20 protein-coding genes are annotated in these 21,204 nt (G+C 73.2%); 14 read left to right on the top strand and 6 right to left on the bottom strand.

The genetic code is table 11. The features are described from left to right. Positions 1–900, bottom strand: coding sequence for a C40 family peptidase (locus BLS99_RS00695; RefSeq protein WP_245712156.1), 900 nt, complete (start codon positions 898–900; stop codon positions 1–3). Positions 901–1,160: 260 nt separating this feature from the next. Here BLS99_RS00695 and bioB point away from each other — a divergent pair, with 260 nt between their 5' ends. Together bioB and BLS99_RS00685 are read left to right on the top strand one after the other, a co-directional pair. Beyond that, on the top strand, positions 1,161–2,240 hold the full coding sequence (bioB, locus tag BLS99_RS00690) for a biotin synthase BioB (protein WP_091041814.1): 1,080 nt from the start codon (positions 1,161–1,163) through the stop codon (positions 2,238–2,240). Positions 2,241–2,258: 18 nt separating this feature from the next. After that, positions 2,259–2,747 (top strand): DinB family protein, encoded by a 489-nt coding sequence (locus tag BLS99_RS00685; protein WP_091041811.1) that lies wholly within the window; start codon positions 2,259–2,261, stop codon positions 2,745–2,747. Positions 2,748–2,848: 101 nt separating this feature from the next. Here BLS99_RS00685 and BLS99_RS00680 read toward each other — a convergent pair whose 3' ends face one another. Then, positions 2,849–3,868: a LacI family DNA-binding transcriptional regulator gene (locus BLS99_RS00680; protein WP_091041809.1), complete on the bottom strand. Its 1,020-nt coding sequence runs from the start codon at positions 3,866–3,868 to the stop codon at positions 2,849–2,851. Between the two features lie 269 nt (positions 3,869–4,137). On the opposite strand from BLS99_RS00680, the gene BLS99_RS00675 reads away from it, so the two are divergent. From BLS99_RS00675 to BLS99_RS00660, 4 genes are read left to right on the top strand one after another with little or no spacing between them, the layout of a single operon-like run. Next, positions 4,138–6,453: a beta-glucosidase family protein gene (locus tag BLS99_RS00675; RefSeq protein WP_091041806.1), complete on the top strand. Its 2,316-nt coding sequence runs from the start codon at positions 4,138–4,140 to the stop codon at positions 6,451–6,453. A gap of 55 nt (positions 6,454–6,508) precedes the next feature. Continuing rightward, on the top strand, positions 6,509–7,606 hold the full coding sequence (locus BLS99_RS00670; protein WP_091041803.1) for a Gfo/Idh/MocA family protein: 1,098 nt from the start codon (positions 6,509–6,511) through the stop codon (positions 7,604–7,606). A gap of 36 nt (positions 7,607–7,642) precedes the next feature. After that, positions 7,643–8,554 (top strand): DUF6807 domain-containing protein, encoded by a 912-nt coding sequence (locus tag BLS99_RS00665; protein WP_091041799.1) that lies wholly within the window; start codon positions 7,643–7,645, stop codon positions 8,552–8,554. 2 nt (positions 8,555–8,556) lie between these two features. Beyond that, the gene (locus tag BLS99_RS00660; protein ID WP_091041796.1) at positions 8,557–9,279 is read left to right on the top strand and encodes a cupin domain-containing protein; all 723 of its coding nucleotides are present in this window, start codon (positions 8,557–8,559) and stop codon (positions 9,277–9,279) included. A gap of 73 nt (positions 9,280–9,352) precedes the next feature. Here BLS99_RS00660 and BLS99_RS25955 read toward each other — a convergent pair whose 3' ends face one another. Beyond that, the gene (locus BLS99_RS25955; RefSeq protein WP_176953148.1) at positions 9,353–10,333 is read right to left on the bottom strand and encodes a hypothetical protein; all 981 of its coding nucleotides are present in this window, start codon (positions 10,331–10,333) and stop codon (positions 9,353–9,355) included. Between the two features lie 231 nt (positions 10,334–10,564). Here BLS99_RS25955 and BLS99_RS25950 point away from each other — a divergent pair, with 231 nt between their 5' ends. Together BLS99_RS25950 and tyrS are read left to right on the top strand one after the other, a co-directional pair. Continuing rightward, positions 10,565–12,412, top strand: coding sequence for an RNB domain-containing ribonuclease (locus BLS99_RS25950; protein WP_176953147.1), 1,848 nt, complete (start codon positions 10,565–10,567; stop codon positions 12,410–12,412). A gap of 62 nt (positions 12,413–12,474) precedes the next feature. Continuing rightward, on the top strand, positions 12,475–13,731 hold the full coding sequence (gene tyrS / locus BLS99_RS00645) for a tyrosine--tRNA ligase (protein ID WP_091041786.1): 1,257 nt from the start codon (positions 12,475–12,477) through the stop codon (positions 13,729–13,731). Here tyrS and BLS99_RS25945 read toward each other — a convergent pair. Then, positions 13,721–15,079, bottom strand: a complete 1,359-nt coding sequence (locus tag BLS99_RS25945) for a hypothetical protein (protein ID WP_176953146.1) — start codon at positions 15,077–15,079, stop codon at positions 13,721–13,723. The genes tyrS and BLS99_RS25945 overlap by 11 nt on opposite strands. On the opposite strand from BLS99_RS25945, the gene BLS99_RS25940 reads away from it, so the two are divergent. Further along, complete coding sequence (locus BLS99_RS25940; RefSeq protein WP_218126132.1) at positions 15,056–16,219, top strand: hypothetical protein; 1,164 nt, start codon at positions 15,056–15,058, stop codon at positions 16,217–16,219. The genes BLS99_RS25945 and BLS99_RS25940 overlap by 24 nt on opposite strands. After that, positions 16,194–17,225: an HAD-IIA family hydrolase gene (locus tag BLS99_RS00630; RefSeq protein ID WP_091041782.1), complete on the top strand. Its 1,032-nt coding sequence runs from the start codon at positions 16,194–16,196 to the stop codon at positions 17,223–17,225. Before BLS99_RS25940 ends, BLS99_RS00630 begins: the two co-directional genes overlap by 26 nt. 81 nt (positions 17,226–17,306) lie before the next feature. On the opposite strand, the gene BLS99_RS00625 is transcribed toward BLS99_RS00630, so the two are convergent. Together BLS99_RS00625 and BLS99_RS00620 are read right to left on the bottom strand one after the other, a co-directional pair. Continuing rightward, positions 17,307–17,654 carry an SCP2 sterol-binding domain-containing protein gene (locus BLS99_RS00625; RefSeq protein WP_091044649.1) on the bottom strand — a complete coding sequence of 116 codons (348 nt, stop codon included), beginning with the start codon at positions 17,652–17,654 and terminating at the stop codon, positions 17,307–17,309. 207 nt (positions 17,655–17,861) lie between these two features. Then, positions 17,862–18,200 (bottom strand): SCP2 sterol-binding domain-containing protein, encoded by a 339-nt coding sequence (locus BLS99_RS00620; protein ID WP_091041778.1) that lies wholly within the window; start codon positions 18,198–18,200, stop codon positions 17,862–17,864. 166 nt (positions 18,201–18,366) lie between these two features. Here BLS99_RS00620 and BLS99_RS00615 point away from each other — a divergent pair, with 166 nt between their 5' ends. From BLS99_RS00615 to BLS99_RS00600, 4 genes are all read left to right on the top strand, one after another. After that, the gene (locus BLS99_RS00615) at positions 18,367–19,008 is read left to right on the top strand and encodes a hypothetical protein (RefSeq protein ID WP_091041774.1); all 642 of its coding nucleotides are present in this window, start codon (positions 18,367–18,369) and stop codon (positions 19,006–19,008) included. Continuing rightward, complete coding sequence (locus BLS99_RS00610; protein ID WP_091041771.1) at positions 19,005–19,205, top strand: hypothetical protein; 201 nt, start codon at positions 19,005–19,007, stop codon at positions 19,203–19,205. The genes BLS99_RS00615 and BLS99_RS00610 overlap by 4 nt, the downstream gene beginning before the upstream one ends. Before the next feature lie 68 nt (positions 19,206–19,273). Next, positions 19,274–20,071 carry a TlyA family RNA methyltransferase gene (locus BLS99_RS00605; RefSeq protein ID WP_091041768.1) on the top strand — a complete coding sequence of 266 codons (798 nt, stop codon included), beginning with the start codon at positions 19,274–19,276 and terminating at the stop codon, positions 20,069–20,071. A 176-nt stretch (positions 20,072–20,247) separates the two neighbouring features. Beyond that, entirely contained in the window at positions 20,248–21,147 is a 900-nt protein-coding gene (locus BLS99_RS00600; protein ID WP_245712118.1) for an NAD kinase, read from the top strand. Positions 21,148–21,204: the final 57 nt, after the last annotated feature.

The raw sequence follows: 21,204 nt of genomic DNA, 5'->3' as shown, positions 1-21,204 counted from the left end.
TCAGGCCCGGACGGGCAGGCGGCGGCACGCGGTGATGCGCGCCAGCTCGGCGTCGCGCAGCGACTCGACGACCACCTTGCCGTAGACCGGCGAGGAGAAGATCACCTCGGGCAGGTCGGACTGGTTGCGCTCGGCCATGATCGCCGGGGTGCGGGCGTCCCCGCCGTGCTCGAGGAACACCAGGTCGCCCGGGTGCAGGTCCTCGAACTCGACGGCCTCGCCGGACTCTATGAGGGCCGCGTTGAAGCGCGGGACGTCGATCCCCAACTGGCGGTAGACGATCCAGACCAGGCCGGGGGCGTCGATGCCGTAGGCGCTGATGCCGCCGTGCAGGTAGGGGATCTCCAGGAGCTGCTGGGCGAGCTTGACGGCGTCCAGGCCCGCGGCGACCATCGCGGTCGAGGGCGAGGAGAGGTCGGCGGCGGGCTCGGCGGTGAGGTCGCGCTGGGGCACCCAGCCGGGCTGCTGCGGCCCCGGGAGGGCCACGGGCACCCAGCCCCGGTACGCCTCGCCCACGACCCGCAGGCGCGTCCCCAGGGTCACGCCGGGGATCGACACGTCGCCGCCGGGTTCGTCGCGCACGGCGGTCGCGGTGGCGCTCACGAGGTACTCGGTGCCGCCGGTGCCGCCGTCGGCGGCGTGCGCGAGCTGGTCGAGGGGGACCCAGCCCGAGGTCTCCTGCGACGGGCAGCTCACCTTCGCCCAGCCGTCGGCGACCTGCTCGACCTCGACGCGGGTGCCGAGGAGGCACTGGGTGCGCACGCGTCCTTTGAGGCCGTTGGCGCGGATGTCGTTGGTGAGCCTCGCGACCCATTCGCGGATGGCGGACGGCACGCCCAGCGCGAGCCGGTCCTCGGGACCGGCGGCGGAGGGCTGGGCCCAGAGGGTCGCGACTGCCACGGCGATCAACGCCGGTTGTCCAGGTGCGATCGGCACGGTTGATTCTCTCCGGATGGTTCGGGCGGTTCACAAGTCGAGACGCGAACAGGGGGGATCTCCACCAGCCCGCAGCGTCCTTCGCAGCACCGACCACCCACTGTAGCAAGTGTAGGCGGATCGCGACGCTCCGGCCCGAGCGTGATGTCGCGAGGGCATTCCGCCCGATACCACCCGCACCATCGGAAAGTCCCGCAACCCGCGGCTGTGGCAGGATCGTGCCCATGACCGCACTCCACGGCGCACTCCACGGCGCCCTCGCACGACTCTCCGACGCCGCCGACGCGGGCGCCGTCCCGGCCGCGGCCGACCTGGAGGCCGTCCTCGCGAGCACCGACGCCGAGCTCATGGACGTGGTCGCCGCCGCGGCGCGGCTGCGCTTCCGCCACTTCGGGAACACGGTCAAGCTGAACTACCTCGTCAACCTCAAGAGCGGGCTGTGCCCCGAGGACTGCAACTACTGCTCGCAGCGCCTGGGCTCGAAGGCCGACGTCCTCAAGTACACGTGGCTCACCCCCGAGCAGGCGGCCGACGCGGCCGCGGCCGGGGTCGCGGGAGGGGCCTCGCGGGTGTGCCTGGTCGCGAGCGGGCGCGGTCCGACCGATATGGACGTGGAGCGGGTCGGCAAGACCATCGCGGCGGTCAAGAACGCCGCCCCCGGCGTCGAGGTGTGCGCGTGCCTGGGGCTGCTCAAGGACGGCCAGGCCGAGCGCCTCGCCGACCTGGGCGCCGACGCGTACAACCACAACCTGAACACCTCGGAGGACACGTACGCCGAGATCTGCTCGACGCACACGTTCGCCGACCGGGTCGACACCGTCAACGCCGCGCACGGCGCGGGGCTGTCGCCGTGCTCGGGGCTCATCGCGGGGATGGGGGAATCGGACGCCGACCTCGTCTCGGTCGCGCTGGGCCTGCGCGGGCTCGACGTGGACTCGATCCCGGTCAACTTCCTGCTGCCGTTCGACGGCACCCCGATGGAGGCGAAGTGGGACCTGGACCCGCGCCGGTGCCTGCGCATCCTCGCGATGGTGCGCCTGGCGAACCCGGCCGCGGAGGTCCGCCTGGCGGCCGGGCGCGAGGTGCACCTGCGCACGCTCCAGGCGACGGCGCTCCAGGTCGTCAACTCGATCTTCCTGGGGGACTACCTCACCAGCGAGGGCCAGGCCGCCAAGGACGACCTCGCGCTCATCGCCGACGCCGGCCTCGTGCCGCTCGGCCTCGACGCGGTGCCCGAGGAGGTCCGCGAGGTCGTCAGGCCCCGCAGGCGCGGCGCCGGCACCGACGTCGCGCCCAACGCCTGACCTGGATCGGAGGACCGCGTGTTCACCTGGCCGCACCTGACCGCCGGGCCCGAGCGGGCCATGCTGGAGCAGATGCTCGACCGCAACCGGCGCGCGGTCGCCGACACCCTGCGCGGGCTGTCCGAGGCCGACGCCCGGCGGCGCCTGGTCGTCTCGGCGACCACGCCGATCGGGCTGGTCAAGCACGCCGCCGCCGCGGAGCGGATCTGGTTCCAGCGCACCATGCTCGGGCTCCCCGAGTCCGAATGCGACGGCTACGCCTCCGGCGGCGAGGGCAGCTTCGCGGTCGCGGATGATGAGACCGTGGCGGACGTGATCGCCGAGTTCGAGCGCGCGAGCCGGCGCTCCCGCGAGATCGCCGCCGGGCTCGACCTGGACGACACCAGGCCGCACCGCCTGGCCGGCGACGTCAGCCTGCGGTTCGTGTACCTGCTGCTGACCGAGGACTTCGCCCGGCACGCCGGGCACGGCGACATCCTCAGGGAGCAGATCACCGCCGGGGCGTGAGCGCGGCCCGGCTGGCCGCCCTCGGGTGAGGGCGGCGTCAGATGTAGGCGCGGTCAGGTGAAGGCGCAGTCAAGTGAGGGCAGCGTCAGGTGAGAGCGCCCTCAGGTGAGCGCGGCGGTCGACTCGCGGACGACGAGCTCGGTGGCGAGTTCGAGGCGGGGGGAGTCGATCTCGTTGCCCGCGGCCATCTCCAGGACGGTGCGGGCGGCGAGGGCGCCCATCTCGGCGAGGGGCTGGCGCACCGTCGTCAGGGGCGGGGAGGTCCAGCGCGACTCGGGGAGGTCGTCGAAGCCGACGACGCTCACGTGCTCGGGGATGCGCAGGCCCGCCTGCCGGATCGCCTCGTAGGCGCCGAACGCCATCTGGTCGGAGGACGCGAAGATCGCCGTCGGCGGCACGTCGAGGTGCATGAGCGCGTTGGCGGCGTCGAAGCCGGACTGGTGGTAGAAGTCGCCGTCGTAGACCAGGGACGGGTCGAACTCGAGCCCGGCGGCCTCCAGGGCGGCGCGGTAGCCGTCGAAGCGGGCCCGGGAGCACAGCACCTGCTTGGGGCCGTGGATGAACCCGATCCGCCGGTGGCCCAGGGAGATCAGGTGCTCGGTGGCGGCCAGGCCGCCGGCCCAGTTGGTGGCGCCGATCGCCGGGGCGTCCATCGTGGGCCCGCCGGAGGGGTCGAGGACCACCATCGGGACGCCCAGGTGCCGCAGCTGCTCCAGGATCGGGGACGCGAGCTGCGAGATGACCAGGATGACGCCGTCGGAGGCGCGCGTGCGGAGGTTGTCGAGCCACTGCTCGGTCGAGGCCCGGCGGCGGTGCACCGCGGAGACGACCGTGCCGACGCCGGAGGCGTGGGCCGCGTCCTCGACGCCGCGGATGATCTCCACGGCCCAGGGGCTGTCCAGCTCGTTGAACACCAGGTCGACCAGGCGGGCGCGGCTCGGCGTCCGGGTCGAGCGGCGGCGCTGGTACCCGCGCTCGTTCAGCAGCTCCTCGACGCGGCGGCGGGTCTCGGGGGCGACATCGGAGCGGCCGTTGATGACACGTGACACCGTCGGCACGCTGACGCCGGCCTCGTCGGCGATGGCGCGGATGGTGATCCGCCCGTGTTCGGCTTCGCTCAAGGGTCTCCTCCTGGTCCGGTGCACAACGTACGCCTGCACATCCTATAGCCCGCCTCCACGGCTCCCGGAGCGCGGCCGAAAGTTTCGGCCGGAAGTCGTGAATCAGGATGCTGGGCAAGCGCATCCCAACGTCAGATTGACGCTAGAAGTGCGGCTGCATCAATGTTATGGTGTGCGAACCCGGATCGAAAACGATCAGAAAAGTTTCAGAAACTATCGGCCGGTACCCGCCGCCTCGGCACACCCCTGGCCGCTTTGAGTGGAGCAGCATGCACACCGACACCCCCGTGGAGGCGGCCGAGCGCGCCGCCGGACTCGTCAAGCGGATGACCCTCGAAGAGAAGTGCGCGCAGCTGTCGAGCCTGTGGCGCGGCGTCGAGGCCGACGCCGGCGACATGGCCCCCCACCAGAGCGAGCAGACCGGCGGTACCGCGGCCGACGACGGCCTCGCCCACGGCCTCGGCCAGCTCACGCGCCCCTTCGGATCGGCCCGCGTCGACCCCGCCGCCGGCGCCGCCCGCCTCGCCGACCTCCAGCAGCGCATCCGCTCCGGCAGCCGCTTCGGCATCGCCGCTCTCGCCCACGACGAATGCCTCGCCGGCTTCATGGCCCACGGCGCGACCGCCTTCCCCACCGCCCTCGCCTGGGGCGCCACCTTCGACCCCGACCTGGTCGCGGCCATGGCCCGCCAGATCGGCGACACCATGCGCGCCGTCGGCATCCACCAGGGCCTCGCCCCCGTCCTCGACGTCGTCGCCGACTCCCGCTGGGGCCGCACCGAGGAGACCATCGGCGAGGACCCCTACCTCACCGGCGTCCTCGGCACCGCCTACGTCACCGGCCTCCAGGACGCCGGCCTGGTCGCCACTGTCAAGCACTTCGCCGGGTACTCCGCCTCCCACGCCGCCCGCAACTTCGGCCCGGTCTACCTGGGCCCCAGGCAGTTCGCCGAGACCTACCTGACCCCCTTCGAGATGGCCGTGCGCCTCGGCCGCGCCAAGTCCGTCATGCCCTCCTACGCCGCCAACGACGGCGTCCCCTCTCACGCCAACGTCCGCCTCCTCACCGGGATCCTCCGCGAGGAGTGGGGCTTCGAGGGCACCGTCGTCGGCGACTACTTCGCCGTCAACTTCCTCAACTCCCTCCACGGCGTCGCCGGCGACCGCTCCGAGGCCGCCGCGCTCGCCCTCGGCGCCGGCGTCGACGTCGAGCTCCCCGGCGCCGACTGCTTCGGCGAACCGCTCCGCGACGCCGTCGCCGACGGCCGCGTGGAGGAGAAGGCCCTCGACCGCGCCGTCGAGCGCGTCCTCACCCAGAAGATCGAACTCGGCCTCCTCGACGAGCTGCCCGAGGCCCCGACCGAGGTCGACCTCGACCCGCCGCAGGCCCGCGCGCTCGCCGCCGAGGCCGCCCGCAAGTCGATCGTGCTCCTCGCCAACGACGGCACCCTCCCGCTGGCCGCCGCCCCCGCGCGCGTCGCGGTGGTCGGCCCCGTCGCGAACGACCGCGCCGCCATGCTCGGCTGCTACTCCTTCCCCAACCACCACATGCGCTACGACCCGGCGTCGGGGGAGCGCTACCCCGAGGTCGACACCGGCGTCGCGATCGCCACCATCCTGGAGCGGATCACCGCCGACCTGCCCGGCACGGCCGTCGACCACGTCCCCGGCGGCTGGGTCCTGGAGGCCACCGACGCCGAGATCACCGCCGCCGCGAACGCCGCCGCCGCGGCCGACCTCGCGGTCGTCGCCGTCGGCGACCGCTCCAGCCTGTTCGGGCGCGGCACCTCCGGCGAGGGCTGCGACGCCCCCGACCACGCCCTGCCCGGACGCCAGGCCGACCTCCTCGAAGCCGTCCTCGACTCCGGCACCCCCACCGTCGTCGTGGTCGTCTCCGGGCGCCCCTACGCCCTCGGCACCGCCCCCGAGCGGGCCGCCGCGATCCTCCAGGCGTTCCTGCCCGGCGAGGAGGGCGCCGCCGCCGTCAGCGCGATCATCACCGGCGCCGCCGCCCCCGAGGGCCGCCTGCCCGTGGGCGTCCCCGCCCGCCGCGACTCGCCCCCCGCGACCTACCTCGCCCCGCAGCTCGCCCGCCGCTCCGAGGTCTCCTCGAACGACCCGACCGCCCGGTACGCCTTCGGCCACGGCCTCACCTACACCGAGTTCGCCTGGGACGAAGCGGAACTCGTGTCCGGCCCCGAGACCGGTCCCGAAGGCGAGATCGAGGTCGCCGTGCGCGTGGCCAACACCGGCGCGCGCGAGGGCACCGAGGTCGTGCAGCTCTACCTCCACGACCCCGTCGCCTCGACCGTCCGCCCCGTGCAGCGCCTGGTCGGCTTCGCCCGCCTCACCCTCGCTCCGGGCGAGTCCGCGCGCGCCCGCTTCGCCGTCCCCGTCGACCTCGCCGCGCTCATCGGACTCGACGGCGACTGGACCGTCGAGGCCGGCGCCCTCGAGCTGCGCCTGGGCCGCTCCTCGGCCGACATCGAGGCCGTCCTCGGCGTACAGGTGACCGGCGCGCGCCGCCTCGAACCCGGCACCCGGGCGCTGGCGACCCAGGTCACCGTCGAAAGCGCTGTCCGCTAGTATTGCCACGACGCTGGAAAACGTTTACCGAACCTCCCGGCCAAAGGAGCCACCTGTGTCCTCCACCTACCGCCTCGCCGTCGTCGGCACCGGCGGCATCGCCCACCTGCACGCGGACGAACTGCGCAAGCACGTGCCCGACCGCATCGAGATCACCGCGGCCGTCGACCCCGACACCGCCCGCCTCGACGCGTTCAAGGAGCGGTTCGGCGTCGCCCGCGGCTACGCGACGATCGAGGAGCTGCTGGCGAACGAGGAGCTCGACCTCGTCGACCTCTGCACGCCGCCGGTCGCGCACGCCCCCGGCGCGATCGCGGCCCTCGACGCGGGCGTCGGCGTCGTCTGCGAGAAGCCCCCGGCCCTGAGCCTGGAGGAGTTCGACCGCATCGCCGCCGCCGCGGCCGCCTCCAGCGCCGACTTCGCCGTCATCTCCCAGCACCGCTTCGGGTCCGCCGCCGAGCGCGTGCGCAACATGGCCGCCTCCGGCGTCCTCGGCCGCCTCGCCGTCGCCAAGTGCGACACCCTCTGGTTCCGGCCCGAGGAGTACTTCGCGGTCGAATGGCGCGGCCGCTGGGAGACCGAGGGCGGCGGCCCCACCATGGGCCACGGCATCCACCAGATCGACACGCTCCTGTCGCTCGTCGGCCCCTGGTCCGAAGTGGTCGCCACCGCGCACCGCCACCGCCGGCAGACCAACACCGAGGACGTCTCGCACGCGATCGTCACCCTCGAGTCCGGCGCGTCGGTCGTGGTCACCAACTCGCTGCTCTCCCCCCGCGAGACCTCCCAGATCCGGCTCGACTACGACACCGCCACCGTCGAGCTCGACCACCTCTACGGGTACGGCGACGACAACTGGCGGATCCACCCGATCCCGTCCGCCGCCGAGGACGTCCAGCGCGCCTGGGCCGGCGAGCCGCGCGGCCAGGCGTCCGGGCACGGCGCCCAGTTCAAGCGGATCGCCGACGCCCTCGACGGCCGCACCGCGCCGCCCGTCACCCTCGACGAGGCCCGCCGCACCCTCGAACTCCTCGCCGCGATCTACGCCTCCGCCTTCACCGGCAAGCGCGTTCGCGCGGGTGACATCGACCCCACCTCCCCCTTCTACCAGCGCATGGACGGGTCGGGCGCGCCCTGGCCCGACCGCAAGTGAACGACCGAACCGCGACCACCCGACGGAGGGACACCGATGACGCTGCAACTCGACGATGACGGCACCGCGCTCTCGATCACCAAGGCCGACTTGGAGATCCTGCGCTACGTCTACCGGCCCGACAACGCCCAGTTCGAATCCCCCCGGCCCTACTTCGAACCGCTGCGCGACCTCGCCGGGCGCCAGGTGAGCCTCTACCGGCCTCACGACCACGTGTGGCACAAGGGCATCGCCCTCTCGCTCCCGAACGCCGGCCCCGAGAACTTCTGGGGCGGGCGCACCTTCCGCCGCGACCTGGGCTACGTCGACGAGAAGAACGACGGCGCCATGGTCCACCGCGAGTTCACCGAGCTCGCCGCCACCGAGGACGGGGTCAAGGCCGTCGAGCGCCTCGACTGGATCACCGAGGACGGGCGCCACTTCTTCTCCGAGACCCGCGCCTTCGCGATCACCGTCCTGTCCGACGACACCTGGGTACTGTCGTTCTCGACCGCGTTCACCAACGACACCGAGGACACCGTCGTCATGGGCAGCCCCACCACCGAAGGCCGCGACAACGCCGGCTACGGCGGCTTCTTCTGGCGCGGACCGCGCTCCTTCACCGAGGGCCGCGTCTACACCGCCGACGGCGAGGGCGGCGACGAGCTCATGGGCGTCCGCGGCGACTGGATGGCCTTCCGCGGCGCGCACGACTCCGTCGACGCCGCCTCCACCCTGGTCTTCACCGACCACCCCGAGAACCCCGGCGCGCCCGTCAAGTGGTTCGTCCGCTCGACCCCGTTCGCCGCGGTCTGCCCCGCGCCGTTCTTCGACACCGAGCTGCCGATGGCCCCCGGCGACACCGTGACCCTGCGGCACGCCGTCGCGATCGTCAACGGCGACACCGGCGTCGACGGCGCCGCCAAGACCGCCGGCCTCGCCGCCGCCGAACTCGCGAAGCTGGCCTGACCATGGCCGGATTCCCCGGCGGCACCGCCGTCTCCATCGTCACCGTCTACGACTGGCCCACCGTCGACGGCCAGGCCGGCGGCTCCCCGCACCTGCACACCGCCTCCACCGAGGGCTACGTCGTCACCGGCGGCACCGGCGCGGTCGAAACCCTCTCCGGCGACGGCTACGAGCGCCGCGACCTCGCCCGCGGCACCGTCCTGTGGTTCACCCCCGGCACGGTCCACCGCCTCGTCAACGGCTCCGGCGACCTCCAGCTCGTCGTCGTCATGTCGAACGCGGGCATCCCCGAGGCCGGCGACGCCGTCTTCACCTTCCCCGAGCACGTCCTCGACGACCCGGCGGCCTACGCCGCCGCCGCCACCGCGCCCGCCGCGCCCGGCCTCACCGACGAGGAGCGCGGCACCGCCACCCGCACCCGCCGCGACCTCGCCGTCGAGGGCTACCTCGCCCTGCGCGAGCGCGTCGAGCGCGAGGGCCCCGACGCCATGAAGCCCCTGTGGGACCGCGCCGCCCGGATCGTCGCGGACCGCACCGAGGACTGGCGCAAGCTCTGGGCCGACGGCCCCAAGGCCCAGGCGGACGCCACCGGCGACCACCTCGACGCCCTCGCCCGCGCCGAATCGGCCCACCTCTGCGACGCCCACGTGGGCTCCGCCGGGGACGCCGCCGGCAGGTGGGGGATGTGCGGACGCCTGGAGACCTGGGACCTCCGCCCGCACTAGGACGACGCCGATGCGGGGCCGGGCGTGCGACGCCCGGCCCCGCATCGGTCCCTGTCCAGGAGCCTCGAAGTGCTCAGCAGGTGAAGTCGAGGTCGAGGACGCCGACCTCGTCGCCGCGGACGAACAGCACGTGGACCTCCTCCTCGCCCTCCTCCATGTCCTGCGGCGGCCACTCGTCGGGCAGGAACCCGTCCACCGCGACCAGCGCGCCGCCGAGCCGGGCCTCGATGAGGTCGACCAGGTCGTCCACGGCATGGGTCACGATGTGGCCGGGCGGCGTCTCGGGCATCTCCTCGATGCCGCTCCACTCGCCGTCCATGAGTTCGACCAGGGAGAGCCGCGCGACGTGGTGCAGCGCCGTCCGCAGCCGCGCGAACGTGACCGGGCGGAACACCGGCTCCTCGTCGGCGTGCTCCTCGGCGTCCTCGCGGGTGGTCGACCACCAGCGGACGGCCGCCGCAAGGCGCTCGTCCTCCGGCGTTTCAGCATCGGGGACGGTCCCGATCCGGAACCGGAAGTCGACCGAGTTGTTGTTGTTCACCATCAGGTGCTCGCTCAGCATCGTGGCGAGGCAGCCGATCCGCGTGCGCAGCGCCCCGTCGGCCCCGTCGGCGGCCAGGACCGGCGGCCGTCGCACCGCCGGCGCGGGCGCGAACGTGATCCGCGCCGTGCCGCAGTAGTCGCGGTACCGCAGGTGCACCGCCGGGTCGCCCGGGGCGCCCGCGACCGGCGCCAGGTCGCCGTACATGCCGTTCGCCAGCCACCGCACCAGCGACCCCCGCCGCGCGTCGTCGACATGGGCCGCAGCGGAGATGAGCGAGACGAGTTCATCAGGAGGAGCGGGTTCCACGTTCTCCCCGTCCTCACCGGCGGGGTCGAACGCGACCGTCGCCGCCCAGCCCGGCGCGTCCTCGGGCGCCCACGCCGCGAGCAGCCACAGCGCCGAGACCAGGACCCAGGCCGGGTTCGACGGCCCGCGGCCCCCGGGCCACTGCGCCGGGTCCGGGTCCGGCTGCCGCCGCCAGGCGTCGTTGAAGGCCGTAGCGAACTCCATGCGGACCACCTCCCGGCCCCGTGCGCCGAAACCGCTGCGGCCGAGCAGAACCAGGGAGCCGCCGCGACACTATCCGACCCCCGCCACGGCGACGGCGCCGCCGATCGCGCGCCGCGACCGCACACCACCCGCCCGCCGCGGGCCACCGCGGCAGCGCGCCGTAAGGCGGGGATCGCTGTCAGTCAAGGCGGCGGGGATGTCAAGATTGCGGCTGGACCCGAAGGAGCGCACTTGGCCGAATACGACCCGGCGGAATGCGGCGTCATGATCGACACCGCGACCACAGTCGACCGCGACGACGCGGTCTGGATCGAACCCCACCGCGACGGCTTCGACGTCTGGATCCACATCGCCCGCGCCGCCGACCACGTGCGCACCGGCGGCCCCACCGACACCGAGGCGCGCCAGCGCGTCCACACCCGCTACCGGTCCGACCACACCCGCCACATGCTCCCCGCACCCGTCGTCGAGGCCGCCTCCCTCACCCCCGACCGGCCCAACGACACCTTCGCCGTCCACCTCCGTATCGACGCCGCCGGCCGCGTCCTCGACGCCGCACTCGGCCCCGGCCGCCTCACCCGCGCCTGGACCATGACCCACGCCGAGGCCGCCACCGCCGCGAACGACCCCGCGCACCCCCTCCACGCCACCCTCGCGCTCGCACTCCGCTTCGCCCACACCATGCTCGCCGCCCGCCGCAACGCGGGAGCGCTCGCCTTCTACGACCTGCTCTCCGGCTTCGCCACCAACGAGGAGGGCCAGATCGTCCGCCTCGATTCCGGCGAGCGCAACTCCGGCTACATCATCGTGCAGGAGTTCATGATCGCCGCGAACGCGCAGATCGCGGCCTGGGCCGTGCGCGAGGACCTCCCCATCCTCTTCCGCAACCACCGCCTCGCCGCCGTCGCCGGCGACCCCGCCGAACTGCGCGACGAACTCGACGCCCTCGCCGCCGCCGGGGACGGCGCCGCCTTCGAGACGCTCCGCGCCCGCATGAAGATGGTCTCCCGCGCCGCCACCTACGGGCCCACCGTCCACGGCCACCACGGCCTCAACCTGCCCGTCTACACCCACGCCACCAGCCCCATCCGCCGCTACCCCGACCTGGTCACCCAGCGGATCCTGCTCGCCGCCGCCCTCGGCCGCCCCAGCCCCTACAGCCCCGAAGCCCTCGCCGACGCCGCCGCGCACGTCAACGACGCCCTTGACGCCGAGCGCCGCGCCAAGGCCGAGTTCTTCAAGCAGCGGGCGCAGGCCGAGACCGCCCGCCACGCCGAGGCCGCCGACTTCGCCACCCTGCCCTACAAGCAGTTCGCGCGCGTCCTCCAGTACGCCGTCGAACGCGGCGACGCCCCCGCCGGCCTCGCCGCCGACACCGCCCGCCGCCTCGACGCGCGCGAACTCCAGCTCCGCGAGTTCGCCTCCGTCTACCTCTACGGCAGCGGCGAGTTCGCGGCCCTGCGCGAACGCATGAACCGGCGCCTCGCCGACGAGCCCCAGCAGGCCCAGTCCGTGCTCAACGTCTACCTCCAGGACCGCCTCGGCGGCCCCGTCAGCAACGAGACGAACGTCCACTGGAAAGTCGAGGCCGAACCCGCCTTCGAGGGCCCGCTCTTCTCCGCCCAGGTCGCCCTCGTCTACGGCGACACCCGCGTCGAGTCTCCGAAGCGCTTGCAGCGCAACAAGAAGGACGCCCGCAACCAGGCCGCGCTGGCGCTGGCGGCGCAGCTCGCGGACCTGCCGGACCTGTCGGTGGACGCGGCCGCGAAACCGCGCGTGGAGGTCCAGCGCAAGCTCCTGGTGGACGGTGCGGTGAACCCGGCCGAGGCCGTCCAGATCTACGCCGCCCGCGGGGTCGTCGAGGACCTCGTCTGGGACTTCAGCGTCGACGGCCCGTCACACGAACGGGTGTTCACCTGCGTCGGCGAGGGCCGGCTGCGCGCGACCGGCGAGACCGTCGCCGCCGAGGGCAGCGGCCCGACGAAGCAGGCCGCGAAGACCGCCGCCTCGGTCGAGCTGCGCGTCCTCATCGAGGCCGGGCTCGCGCTCGGGGAGACCGGCGACCGCTCCCCGGCGTAGGCCGTGCCACGCGCCCGCGCGCACGCCGAAACGCGTTTCGGCCGCTAAGGCACAATGAGACCGTGCATATTCTCGACGATTTCGCATGGCGCGGCCTCATCCAGGACTCCACCGGCACCGACGCGCTCCGCGAGTCCATCGACGCCGGGGGGCTCACGTTCTACGTGGGCTTCGACCCGACCGCCGTCAGCCTGCACGTCGGCCACCTCATGCAGGTGCTCACCGCCCGCCGCCTCCAGCGGGCCGGGCTGCGCCCGCTGCTGCTCGTCGGCGGCGCGACCGGCCAGATCGGCGACCCGAAGGAGGCGGGGGAGCGGTCGCTCAACCCGCCGGAGGTCGTCGCGGGCTGGGTGGAGAAGATCCGCGCGCAGGTGTCTCCCTTCGTCACCTACGACGGCGACAACGCCGCCGTCCCGGTCAACAACCTGGACTGGACCTCCGAGCTGAGCGTCGTGGACTTCCTGCGCGACGTCGGCAAGCACTTCCCGATCTCGAAGATGCTCGCCCGCGACGTCGTGAAGTCGCGCCTGGAGGCCGGGATCTCGTTCACCGAGTTCTCCTACCAGCTGCTCCAGTCCCACGACTACTTCGAGCTCAACCGCCGCCACGGCTGCACCCTCCAGTTCGGAGGGTCGGACCAGTGGGGCAACATCACCGCGGGCGTCGACTACATCCGCCGCCGCACCGGCGACCACGTCCACGCCTTCGTGACCCCCCTCGTGACCAAGGCCGACGGCACCAAGTTCGGCAAGACCGAGGGCGGCGCGGTCTGGCTCGACCCGGAGCTGACCAGCCCGTACGCGTTCTACCAGTTCTGGCTTAACTCCGGCGACGCCGACGTGGTGCGCTACCTGAAGTACTTCTCGTTCAAGTCGCACGAGGAGATCGCGGAGCTGGAGGCCGCCACGGCCGAGAAGCCCGCCGCGCGCCTGGCGCAGAAGGCCCTTGCCGAGGAGCTGACGACGCTCCTGCACGGCGAGGAGGAGACCCGGAACGTCACCGCCGCCTCGCAGGCCCTCTTCGGCCGCGGCGAACTCGGCGAGCTGCCCGAGTCCACGCTCCGCGCGGCGCTCGTGGAGGCCGGCCTGGCCGAGATCCACAAGCCGGACGCCACGGTGGCGGAGGCGATGAAGGAGGCCGGGGTCGTGGCCAGCCTCGGCGAGGCGCGCCGCGCCGCCAAGGAGGGCGGGGCCTACCTGAACAACGTCCGCGTCAGTGACTCCGAGGCCGTTATCAACCGCTCTGACCTGCTTCACGGCAAATACGGAGTGATCCGGCGCGGCAAGAAGACCGTCGCCGGGGTGGAGATCATCGGGTAAGTCCTACACTTGATTGGTTTTGTCGCGGTGAACAGAGGGGGAGACACAAGTGGCTGAAGACGGCCGCGCCCGCAAGGGTGGAGAAGACCGACGAGGCGGCTACGGCCGTCGCGAGGGCGGCGGCTACGGCGACCGTTCGGGCCGAGGCGGCGGGGACCGCCGGGACGACCGGGGGGGCAGCCGGGGCGGCTACGGCCGCAGTGAAGGCCGCGACGACCGCCCGAGGCGGTACGAGGACCGGGACGACCGGCCGCGCCGCTACGAGGGCAACCGTGACGACCGCCCGCGCCGCGACGGCGACGACCGGGGCGGCGACCGCGGAGGGTACAACCGCGACGACCGCGGCCCGCGCCGCTACGACGACCGGGGCGGTGACCAGGGTGGCAACCGCGGCTACGGCAACCGCGACGACCGCGGCGGCCAGCGCAGCTTCGGCAACCGCGATGACCGCGGTGGCAGCCGTGGTGGTTTCAACCGTGACGACCGAGGCCCCCGCCGGTACGAGGGCAACCGCGACGACCGTCCCCGTCGGGACGACGACCGCGGTGGCAACCGCGGTGGCTTCAACCGCGACGACCGGGGCGGCCAGCGAGGCGGGTTCAACCGCGATGACCGCGGTGGCAACCGTGGAGGCTTCAACCGCGATGACCGCGGCGGCCAGCGCAGCGGTGGTTTCAACCGTGACGACCGCGGCCCCCGCCGCTATGAAGGCAACCGCGACGACCGCCCGCGCCGCGACGACGACCGCGGTGGCAGCCGCGGCGGCTTCAACCGCGACGACCGGGGCGGCTACAACCGCGATGACCGCGGCCCGCGCCGCTTCGACGGCGACCGGGGCGGTGACCGGGGTGGCAACCGCGGCTACGGCAACCGCGACGACCGCGGCGGCCAGCGCAGCTTCGGCAACCGCGATGACCGCGGTGGCAACCGTGGAGGCTTCAACCGCGACGATCGCGGCCCGCGCCGCTACGAAGGCAACCGCGACGACCGGGGTCCCCGCACGTTCGACCGCGACGACCGCCCGCGCCGCTTCGACCGCGACGACCGCGGCCCGCGCCGCGATGACCGCGGCGGCGACCGCGGTGGCTACAACCGCGACGATCGCGGCGGCCAGCGTGGCGGGTTCAACCGCGACGACCGCGGCCCCCGCCGCTACGAAGGCAACCGCGACGACCGGGGCGGGCGCGGCTTCCGCGACGACCGCGGTGGCAGCCGCGGCGGCTACGGCAACCGCGACGACCGCGGCCCGCGCCGTGACGACCGCGGCGACGACCGCTACGGCCGCGACGGCAGGGAGCGCCGCGGGCGCGACAACCTGCGCCCCTTGGAGGAGCGCGAGGCCGGCCACGAGGGTCCGATCCGCATGGGCGAGTCCGACGAGGCCCCGAACCTGCCCGAGGGCATCGAGTACGGCTTCGACCAGCTCGACAAGGAGACCCGTGAAGGTCTCCGCAGCCTGAACAAGCAGCTCGCCGAGGCCGTCGGCAACCGGCTCCTGGCCGCTGCCGCGCTCCTCGCCGAGGACGACGTCGAAGGCGCCCTGGAGCAGGCCCGCTACGCCCGCCGCAAGGCGTCCCGCGTGGCGATCGTGCGTGAGGTGACCGGTGTCGCCGCGTACGGCGCCGAGGAGTGGCAGCTCGCCGTCAACGAGCTGCGCGCCGCGCAGCGCCTGAGCGGCACGCACGACCACGTCGCGCTCATCGCCGACTGCGAGCGCGCCCTGGGGCACCCCGAGCGCGCGATCGACCTCTACCGGGAGTTCGGCAGCGACGAGACCATCGACGCCGAGGTCCGGGTCGAACTGCTCATCGTGGCCTCCGGCGCCCGCCGCGACATGGGCATGGGCGAGGCCGCCACCGCGATGCTCAAGGTCGGCGCGCTCAACTCGCCGAAGGCGGAGCCGTGGCTCGCGCGCCTGCGCTACGCCTACGCCGAGGGCCTGCTGGCCGACGGCCTGGAGGACGAGGCCCGCGAGTGGCTGTCCAAGGCCGTCGCCGCCGACGAGGAGGGCGAGACCGGCGCCGCCGAGCGCCTGCTCCAGTTGGAGGGTATCGACTTCGAGGAGATCGAGGACGAACTCGACGACGAGGACGATGACGACGAGTTCGACGACGAAGACGACTTCGATGACGAGGACGAGGAGGACGACGATCGCGACGACCGCGATCGCGGCGACCTCGACCGCGATGATCGCGACGGCGAAGACGACTTCGACGGCGACGCCGAAGACGATGACTACGACGACGAGGACGACGACGACGAGGACGACGACCTCGACGGCGAAGACGCAGACGACGACCGCGACCGCGACCTCGACGGCGAGGGCGACGAGGACGAGGACGACGACGAGCCCGAGGCCCCGCGCGAGGAGCGCGAGCCGTCCGGGCCGGCGTCCGACGAGCCCTCCGGTCAGGTGTCCGGCCAGGCTTCCGAGCAGGCGAACCCCGACGCTGAGGATTCCGATGACCCGACTGAAAGGCGCCGCTGAGGCGCTCGCGAGCGCTTACGACCTGGCGCTGCTCGACCTCGACGGGGTCGTGTACCTGCTGCACGAGCCGATCCCGGAAGCGGCCGCGACCCTCGCGGCCCTTCCGGGGCTCCACTGCGACCCGGTGTTCGTCACGAACAACGCGTCCCGCAGTCCCGAGACGGTGGCCGAGTCCCTGCGCGGCATGGACATCCCCGCCGAGCCCGAGCAGGTCCTCACCTCGGCGCAGGTGGTGGCCTCGGGCATCCTCGAACGGATCGGCAAGGGCGGCAAGGTCCTCGTGACCGGCTCCGAGGCGCTGCGCGCCGCGGTGACCGATGCGGGGCTCGTACCGGTCGAGGACCCGAAGGCCGCCGGCGCGGTCGCCTTCGGGTACACGCCGCAGACCACGTGGCGCTCGCTCGCGGACACCACGATCGCGGTGCGCGGCGGCGCGTTCTGGGCCGCGGCGAACCTCGACGCGACACTGCCCACTCCGGACGGTCCGCTGCCCGGCATGGGCGCGCTCGTCGGCGCGGTCGCCACGGCGCTCGGGCGCGGCCCCGACTTCGTCGCCGGCAAGCCCGAGCAGCCGATCTACCGGCTCGCCATGGCGCGCAAGCCGGGCGCCAGGGCCGTCATGGTCGGCGACCGCCCCGACTCCGACATCGCGGGCGCGAACCGGGCCGGCCTCGACTCGCTCCTGGTGTTCACCGGGGTGGTCTCGCCGCGCCTGGCGCTGCGCCTGGCGCCGGAGGAGCGGCCGACGTACCTCGGCTGGAGCCTCGCGGCCCTGACCGAGCCGCACCCCGAACCGGACTGGAACGACGAGGTAGACCGCATCGAGTGCGGCGGCTGGACCGCCGTCCTGGACGGCGGGGAGATCCGCCTCAGCGGCGCCGGCGAGGAGCTGGACGCCTGGCGGGCCCTGTGCGAGCTGAGCTGGGCCGCGGCCGACATGACCGGCTACGACCCGACCAGCGCGCCCGTCGCGGTCGGCGGGGCGGCCGAGAAGCTGCTGGCCTGACCCGTTCGGACGCAAGCGAAAAGCCCGGACTGCCGCGGTCCGGGCTTCGTCGTCTCTCGGGGCCTCGCGGCCCCGGCGGCACTAGTCGACCTTGAGGGCCTTGCGCAGCTTCGCGAGGTCCTTCACGGACGCCTTGACCTTGATCTTGCCGGTCAGGAACGCCTTGGCGGGCTTGAGTTCCTTCTTGGACAGGGCGATCAGGTCGTCAGAGCCGATGATGATGCGGACCTCGGCGTCGGGGGCGTCGCCGTCGAGCAGGTCGGTCAGCTTGCCGCCGGCCAGCTTCGCGCTGAACGACTGGCCCAGGTCGGTGACTTCGACGGCCAGCGTGCGTTCGAAGTCGTCTTCCAGGTTGAGCTCGTCGGATTTCCTGGCGACCTTGCCCGCCAGCTTCTCCAACACGTTGCGGACTTCGTCAACAGTGGCCATGCGGTCCTCCCGGTAGTGCATACGAAGCTCGACCCGCTCGGCTGCGAGGTCGGCTGCGCAGAGATTACAACGTGGCCTGAATGCTGTTGCGTCCGACCGGGACGCATTTGACCGTCCGCGGGCCGCAGGGGGCGGGACGGGCCTCACGGCCCGCGCCCGCGCACCCTACGCCGCAGGGCGGTCCTCCTCCCGGAGGCCCAAGCGGCCCTAGAGCACCTGGCGGAGCTTCATCAGGTCCATCATGGGGGCCTTGATCTTCACCTGGCCGCCGGTGAACGCCTTCATGAAGTCGAGCTCGCCCGCGACCAGCTTGAGCAGGTCGTCGGAGCCGACGATCATGCGGATCTCGGCGTCCGGGTTGTCGCCGTCGGTGATGCCGACCAGCTTGCCCCCCTCGAAGCGGCCGTTGAACGACGCGTCGAGGTCCTTGATGTCGGCGGCGAGGCCGCGCTCGAAGCCGGTGAGCTTCTTGACGGTCTTCGGGTTCGAAGCGAGGTTCGCCGCGAACTGCTCCAGGGCGGTCCGGCATTCGTCGATGGTGGCCATGGGGCCCTCCTGTTTCGTTCGGCGCGGGCGCGGCAGTGCGCCCACCAGAATGTTACCGACCAGTACGGCACGTCGGTCGCGACCGGTCACAGGTAGCTTGGCAGTACCGTTGAAGGGACATGACCCCGTCCCGGGAACCTGGCAGACCCGAAAGGAGTGGGACCGCATGGCAGACAGCGCCCGCGCCTACTTCGACACCGTGCTCGGCATGGCCGGCGAGCCCGCCCGCCGCGCCCGCGAGTTCGCCGGCAAGGTCCGCGAGGACCTGCGCTCCGGCTCCGAGAACGCCCGCTCCGGGGCCCAGCGGCTCCGCGAGCACGGCGGCCGCACCGCGCACGACGTCGCCCGCCTCATCCGCGCCGAGCTCGACGCCGGCCTCACCCGCATGGGCGTGGCCACCCAGGCCGACCTCGACGACCTCAACCTGCGCCTGGAGCACTCCGAGGGGCAGATCCGCGAACTGCGCGTCCGTCTCGCCGAGGCCGAGGCCGCCGCCACCGCGGCGAAGCTCGCCGACCCGCCGCACGAGACCGAGGCCCCGCAGCGCGCGGCGACCGCGCCGGAGGCCGAGGCTCCGAAGCCCGCCGAGGCCGAGTCCTCGCGGCAGGCCGAAGCCCCGGTGCAGGCCGGGCCCGAGACCGAGGCCCCGGCGCATGCCGAGACCGCGAGCGACACCGAGCCCGCCGATGCCGCGGAGCCCACCGAGCCCCCGGCCCCCGCCGAGGCACCCGCTCCCGCCTCCACCGACGCCCCCGCGAACCCCGACGCCGCCCCGCCGCACCGCAGCGACGACGAAAGGGACGCATGACCGACGCACCGAATCCGGGGGCCGTCGCGGCCCGGCTGCACGCGCACGCCGACACCGACGACGTCGAAGCCGAGGTCGAGGCCGCCCTCGGGCGCCTCGAAGCGCTCCCGGACCTGCCCGTCACCGAGCACGTGGCCGTCTTCGAGGGCGTCCAGCAGCGCCTCTCGGAGATCCTCAGCAACGTCGACGACGCCTGACGCCACCCGACCGCCCGGCCGCGCCAGCGGGCCGGGCGGCGACTCACTAGAAAGCCTGCGACCGCGCCATGCCGACGCGCTACCGACTCGACGCCGAACTCGTGCGCCGCAAGATCGCCCGCTCCCGCGAGCACGCCCGCGAACTCATCGCGGCCGGGCGCGTCCACCTGCGCGGCATCCCCGCCACCAAGGCCGCCACCAGCGTCACCGGTGACGACTCGATCCGCCTGGTCGGCGACGCCGACGACTACGTCTCCCGCGGCGCCCACAAGCTCATCGGCGCCCTCGACGCCTTCGCCGTCGACCCGAGCGGCCTGCGCGTCCTCGACGCGGGCGCCTCCACCGGCGGCTTCACCGACGTCCTGCTGCGCCGCGGCGCCGCCGAGGTCCTCGCCGTCGACGTCGGCTACGGCCAGCTCGCCTGGAAGCTCCAGACCGACGAGCGCGTGCGCGTCCACGACCGCACCAACGTCCGCCACCTCACCCCCGACCAGCTCGGCGGGCAGGTGGACCTCACCGTCGGCGACCTCTCGTTCATCTCGCTCGAACTCGTCCTCCCGGCCCTCACCGCCTGCACCAGGCCCACCGGGCTCATCCTCCCGATGGTCAAGCCGCAGTTCGAGGTCGGCAAGGGCCAGGTCGGGGCGGGTGGCGTCGTCGCCGACCCCGCCCAGCGCGCCGGCGCCGTCTGGCACGTCGTCGAGGCCGCCGCACGCCTCGGCTGGACCACCACCGCGGTCGCCGCCAGCCCCCTCCCCGGCCCCAAGGGCAACGTGGAGTTCTTCTGCCGCATGCAGACCGACGGCGAACCCGTCGCCCGCGACACCGTCGACGCCGTGGTCGCGGCCGGTCCCGGCGGGGCCTGACCCCGCCGCGGGAACGCCTTGCGTCCCAAGCCGACCGCACGCCCGGGGACCGCTCCCCGCGCGAAGTGCCCGAACCGTGATCGGAAAACGTTCTCTTCGGTATGCTCACCGATACCGCGCCCCATCGCGCGCGGTGTACAGTTCGAGGCCCTGTAACCGTCTGTGAAGGAGCGCGAGTGGGGTCGCAGCAGAAGCCCGGCCGCGTCTTGGTCGTGACGCACCCGCTCCGCGAGGACGTCGCCGAACTCGCCGAGAAGCTCGCCGCCGCACTCCGCTCCGCCGACGTCGCGGTCCGCATCATCACCGGCGAGATGCGCGTCCTCAGCCGCCCCGAAGCCCTCCTCGTCGTCGACGAGGAGACCTCGGACACCGCCGACCTCGTGCTCGCCCTCGGCGGCGACGGCACCGTCCTGCGCGCGGCCAAGCTCGCCGTGAAGGCCGACGTGCCGCTGCTGGGCGTCAACTTCGGCAAGGTCGGCTTCCTCGCCGAGGCCGAGACCGGCGAACTCGAGACCGTGGTCTCGCGGCTGCTGGAGGGTGACTACAGCGTCGAGGAGCGCACCGCGCTCACCGTGGAGGCCACCGGCACCGACGGCGAGCAGCACGCCTCCTGGGCGTTCAACGACATCGCCGTGGAGAAGGCCGAGCCCGCCCGGATGCTCGAACTGTTCATCGAGATCGACGGCACCCGCATCTCCCGCTACGGCTGCGACGGCGTCGCCGTCGCCTCCCCGACCGGCTCCACCGCGCACGCGATGTCGGCCGGCGGCCCCGTGGTCTGGCCCGATGTGGACGCCCTGGTGGTCGTGCCCATGAACGCGCACGCGCTGTTCGCCAAGCCCATGGTCGTCCACTCCTCCTCGGAGATCCGCATCGGCGTGGAGTCGGTGGGCACCGAGGGCGCGCTCATCGCCGACGGCAAGGAGCTCACCCGGCTCACCGCCGGATCCACCGTCACCATCCGCCGCTCCGCGCGCCCGGTGCGCCTGGTCCGCATGTCCGGCCGCCCCTTCGCCTCCCGCCTGGTCTCGAAACTCTCTCTCCCCGTTGACGGTTGGCGCCACGGCCGAATCTAGCTCGCACTCCGGAGCACTCAGCCGCCCGATGTCGGTGCGTGCGAGTACAGTCTTGAA

Source organism: Glycomyces sambucus, from assembly GCF_900102815.1.
GTDB classification, from domain to species: domain Bacteria; phylum Actinomycetota; class Actinomycetes; order Mycobacteriales; family Micromonosporaceae; genus Glycomyces; species Glycomyces sambucus.
This window is presented reverse-complemented; position numbering and strand designations above follow the sequence as displayed.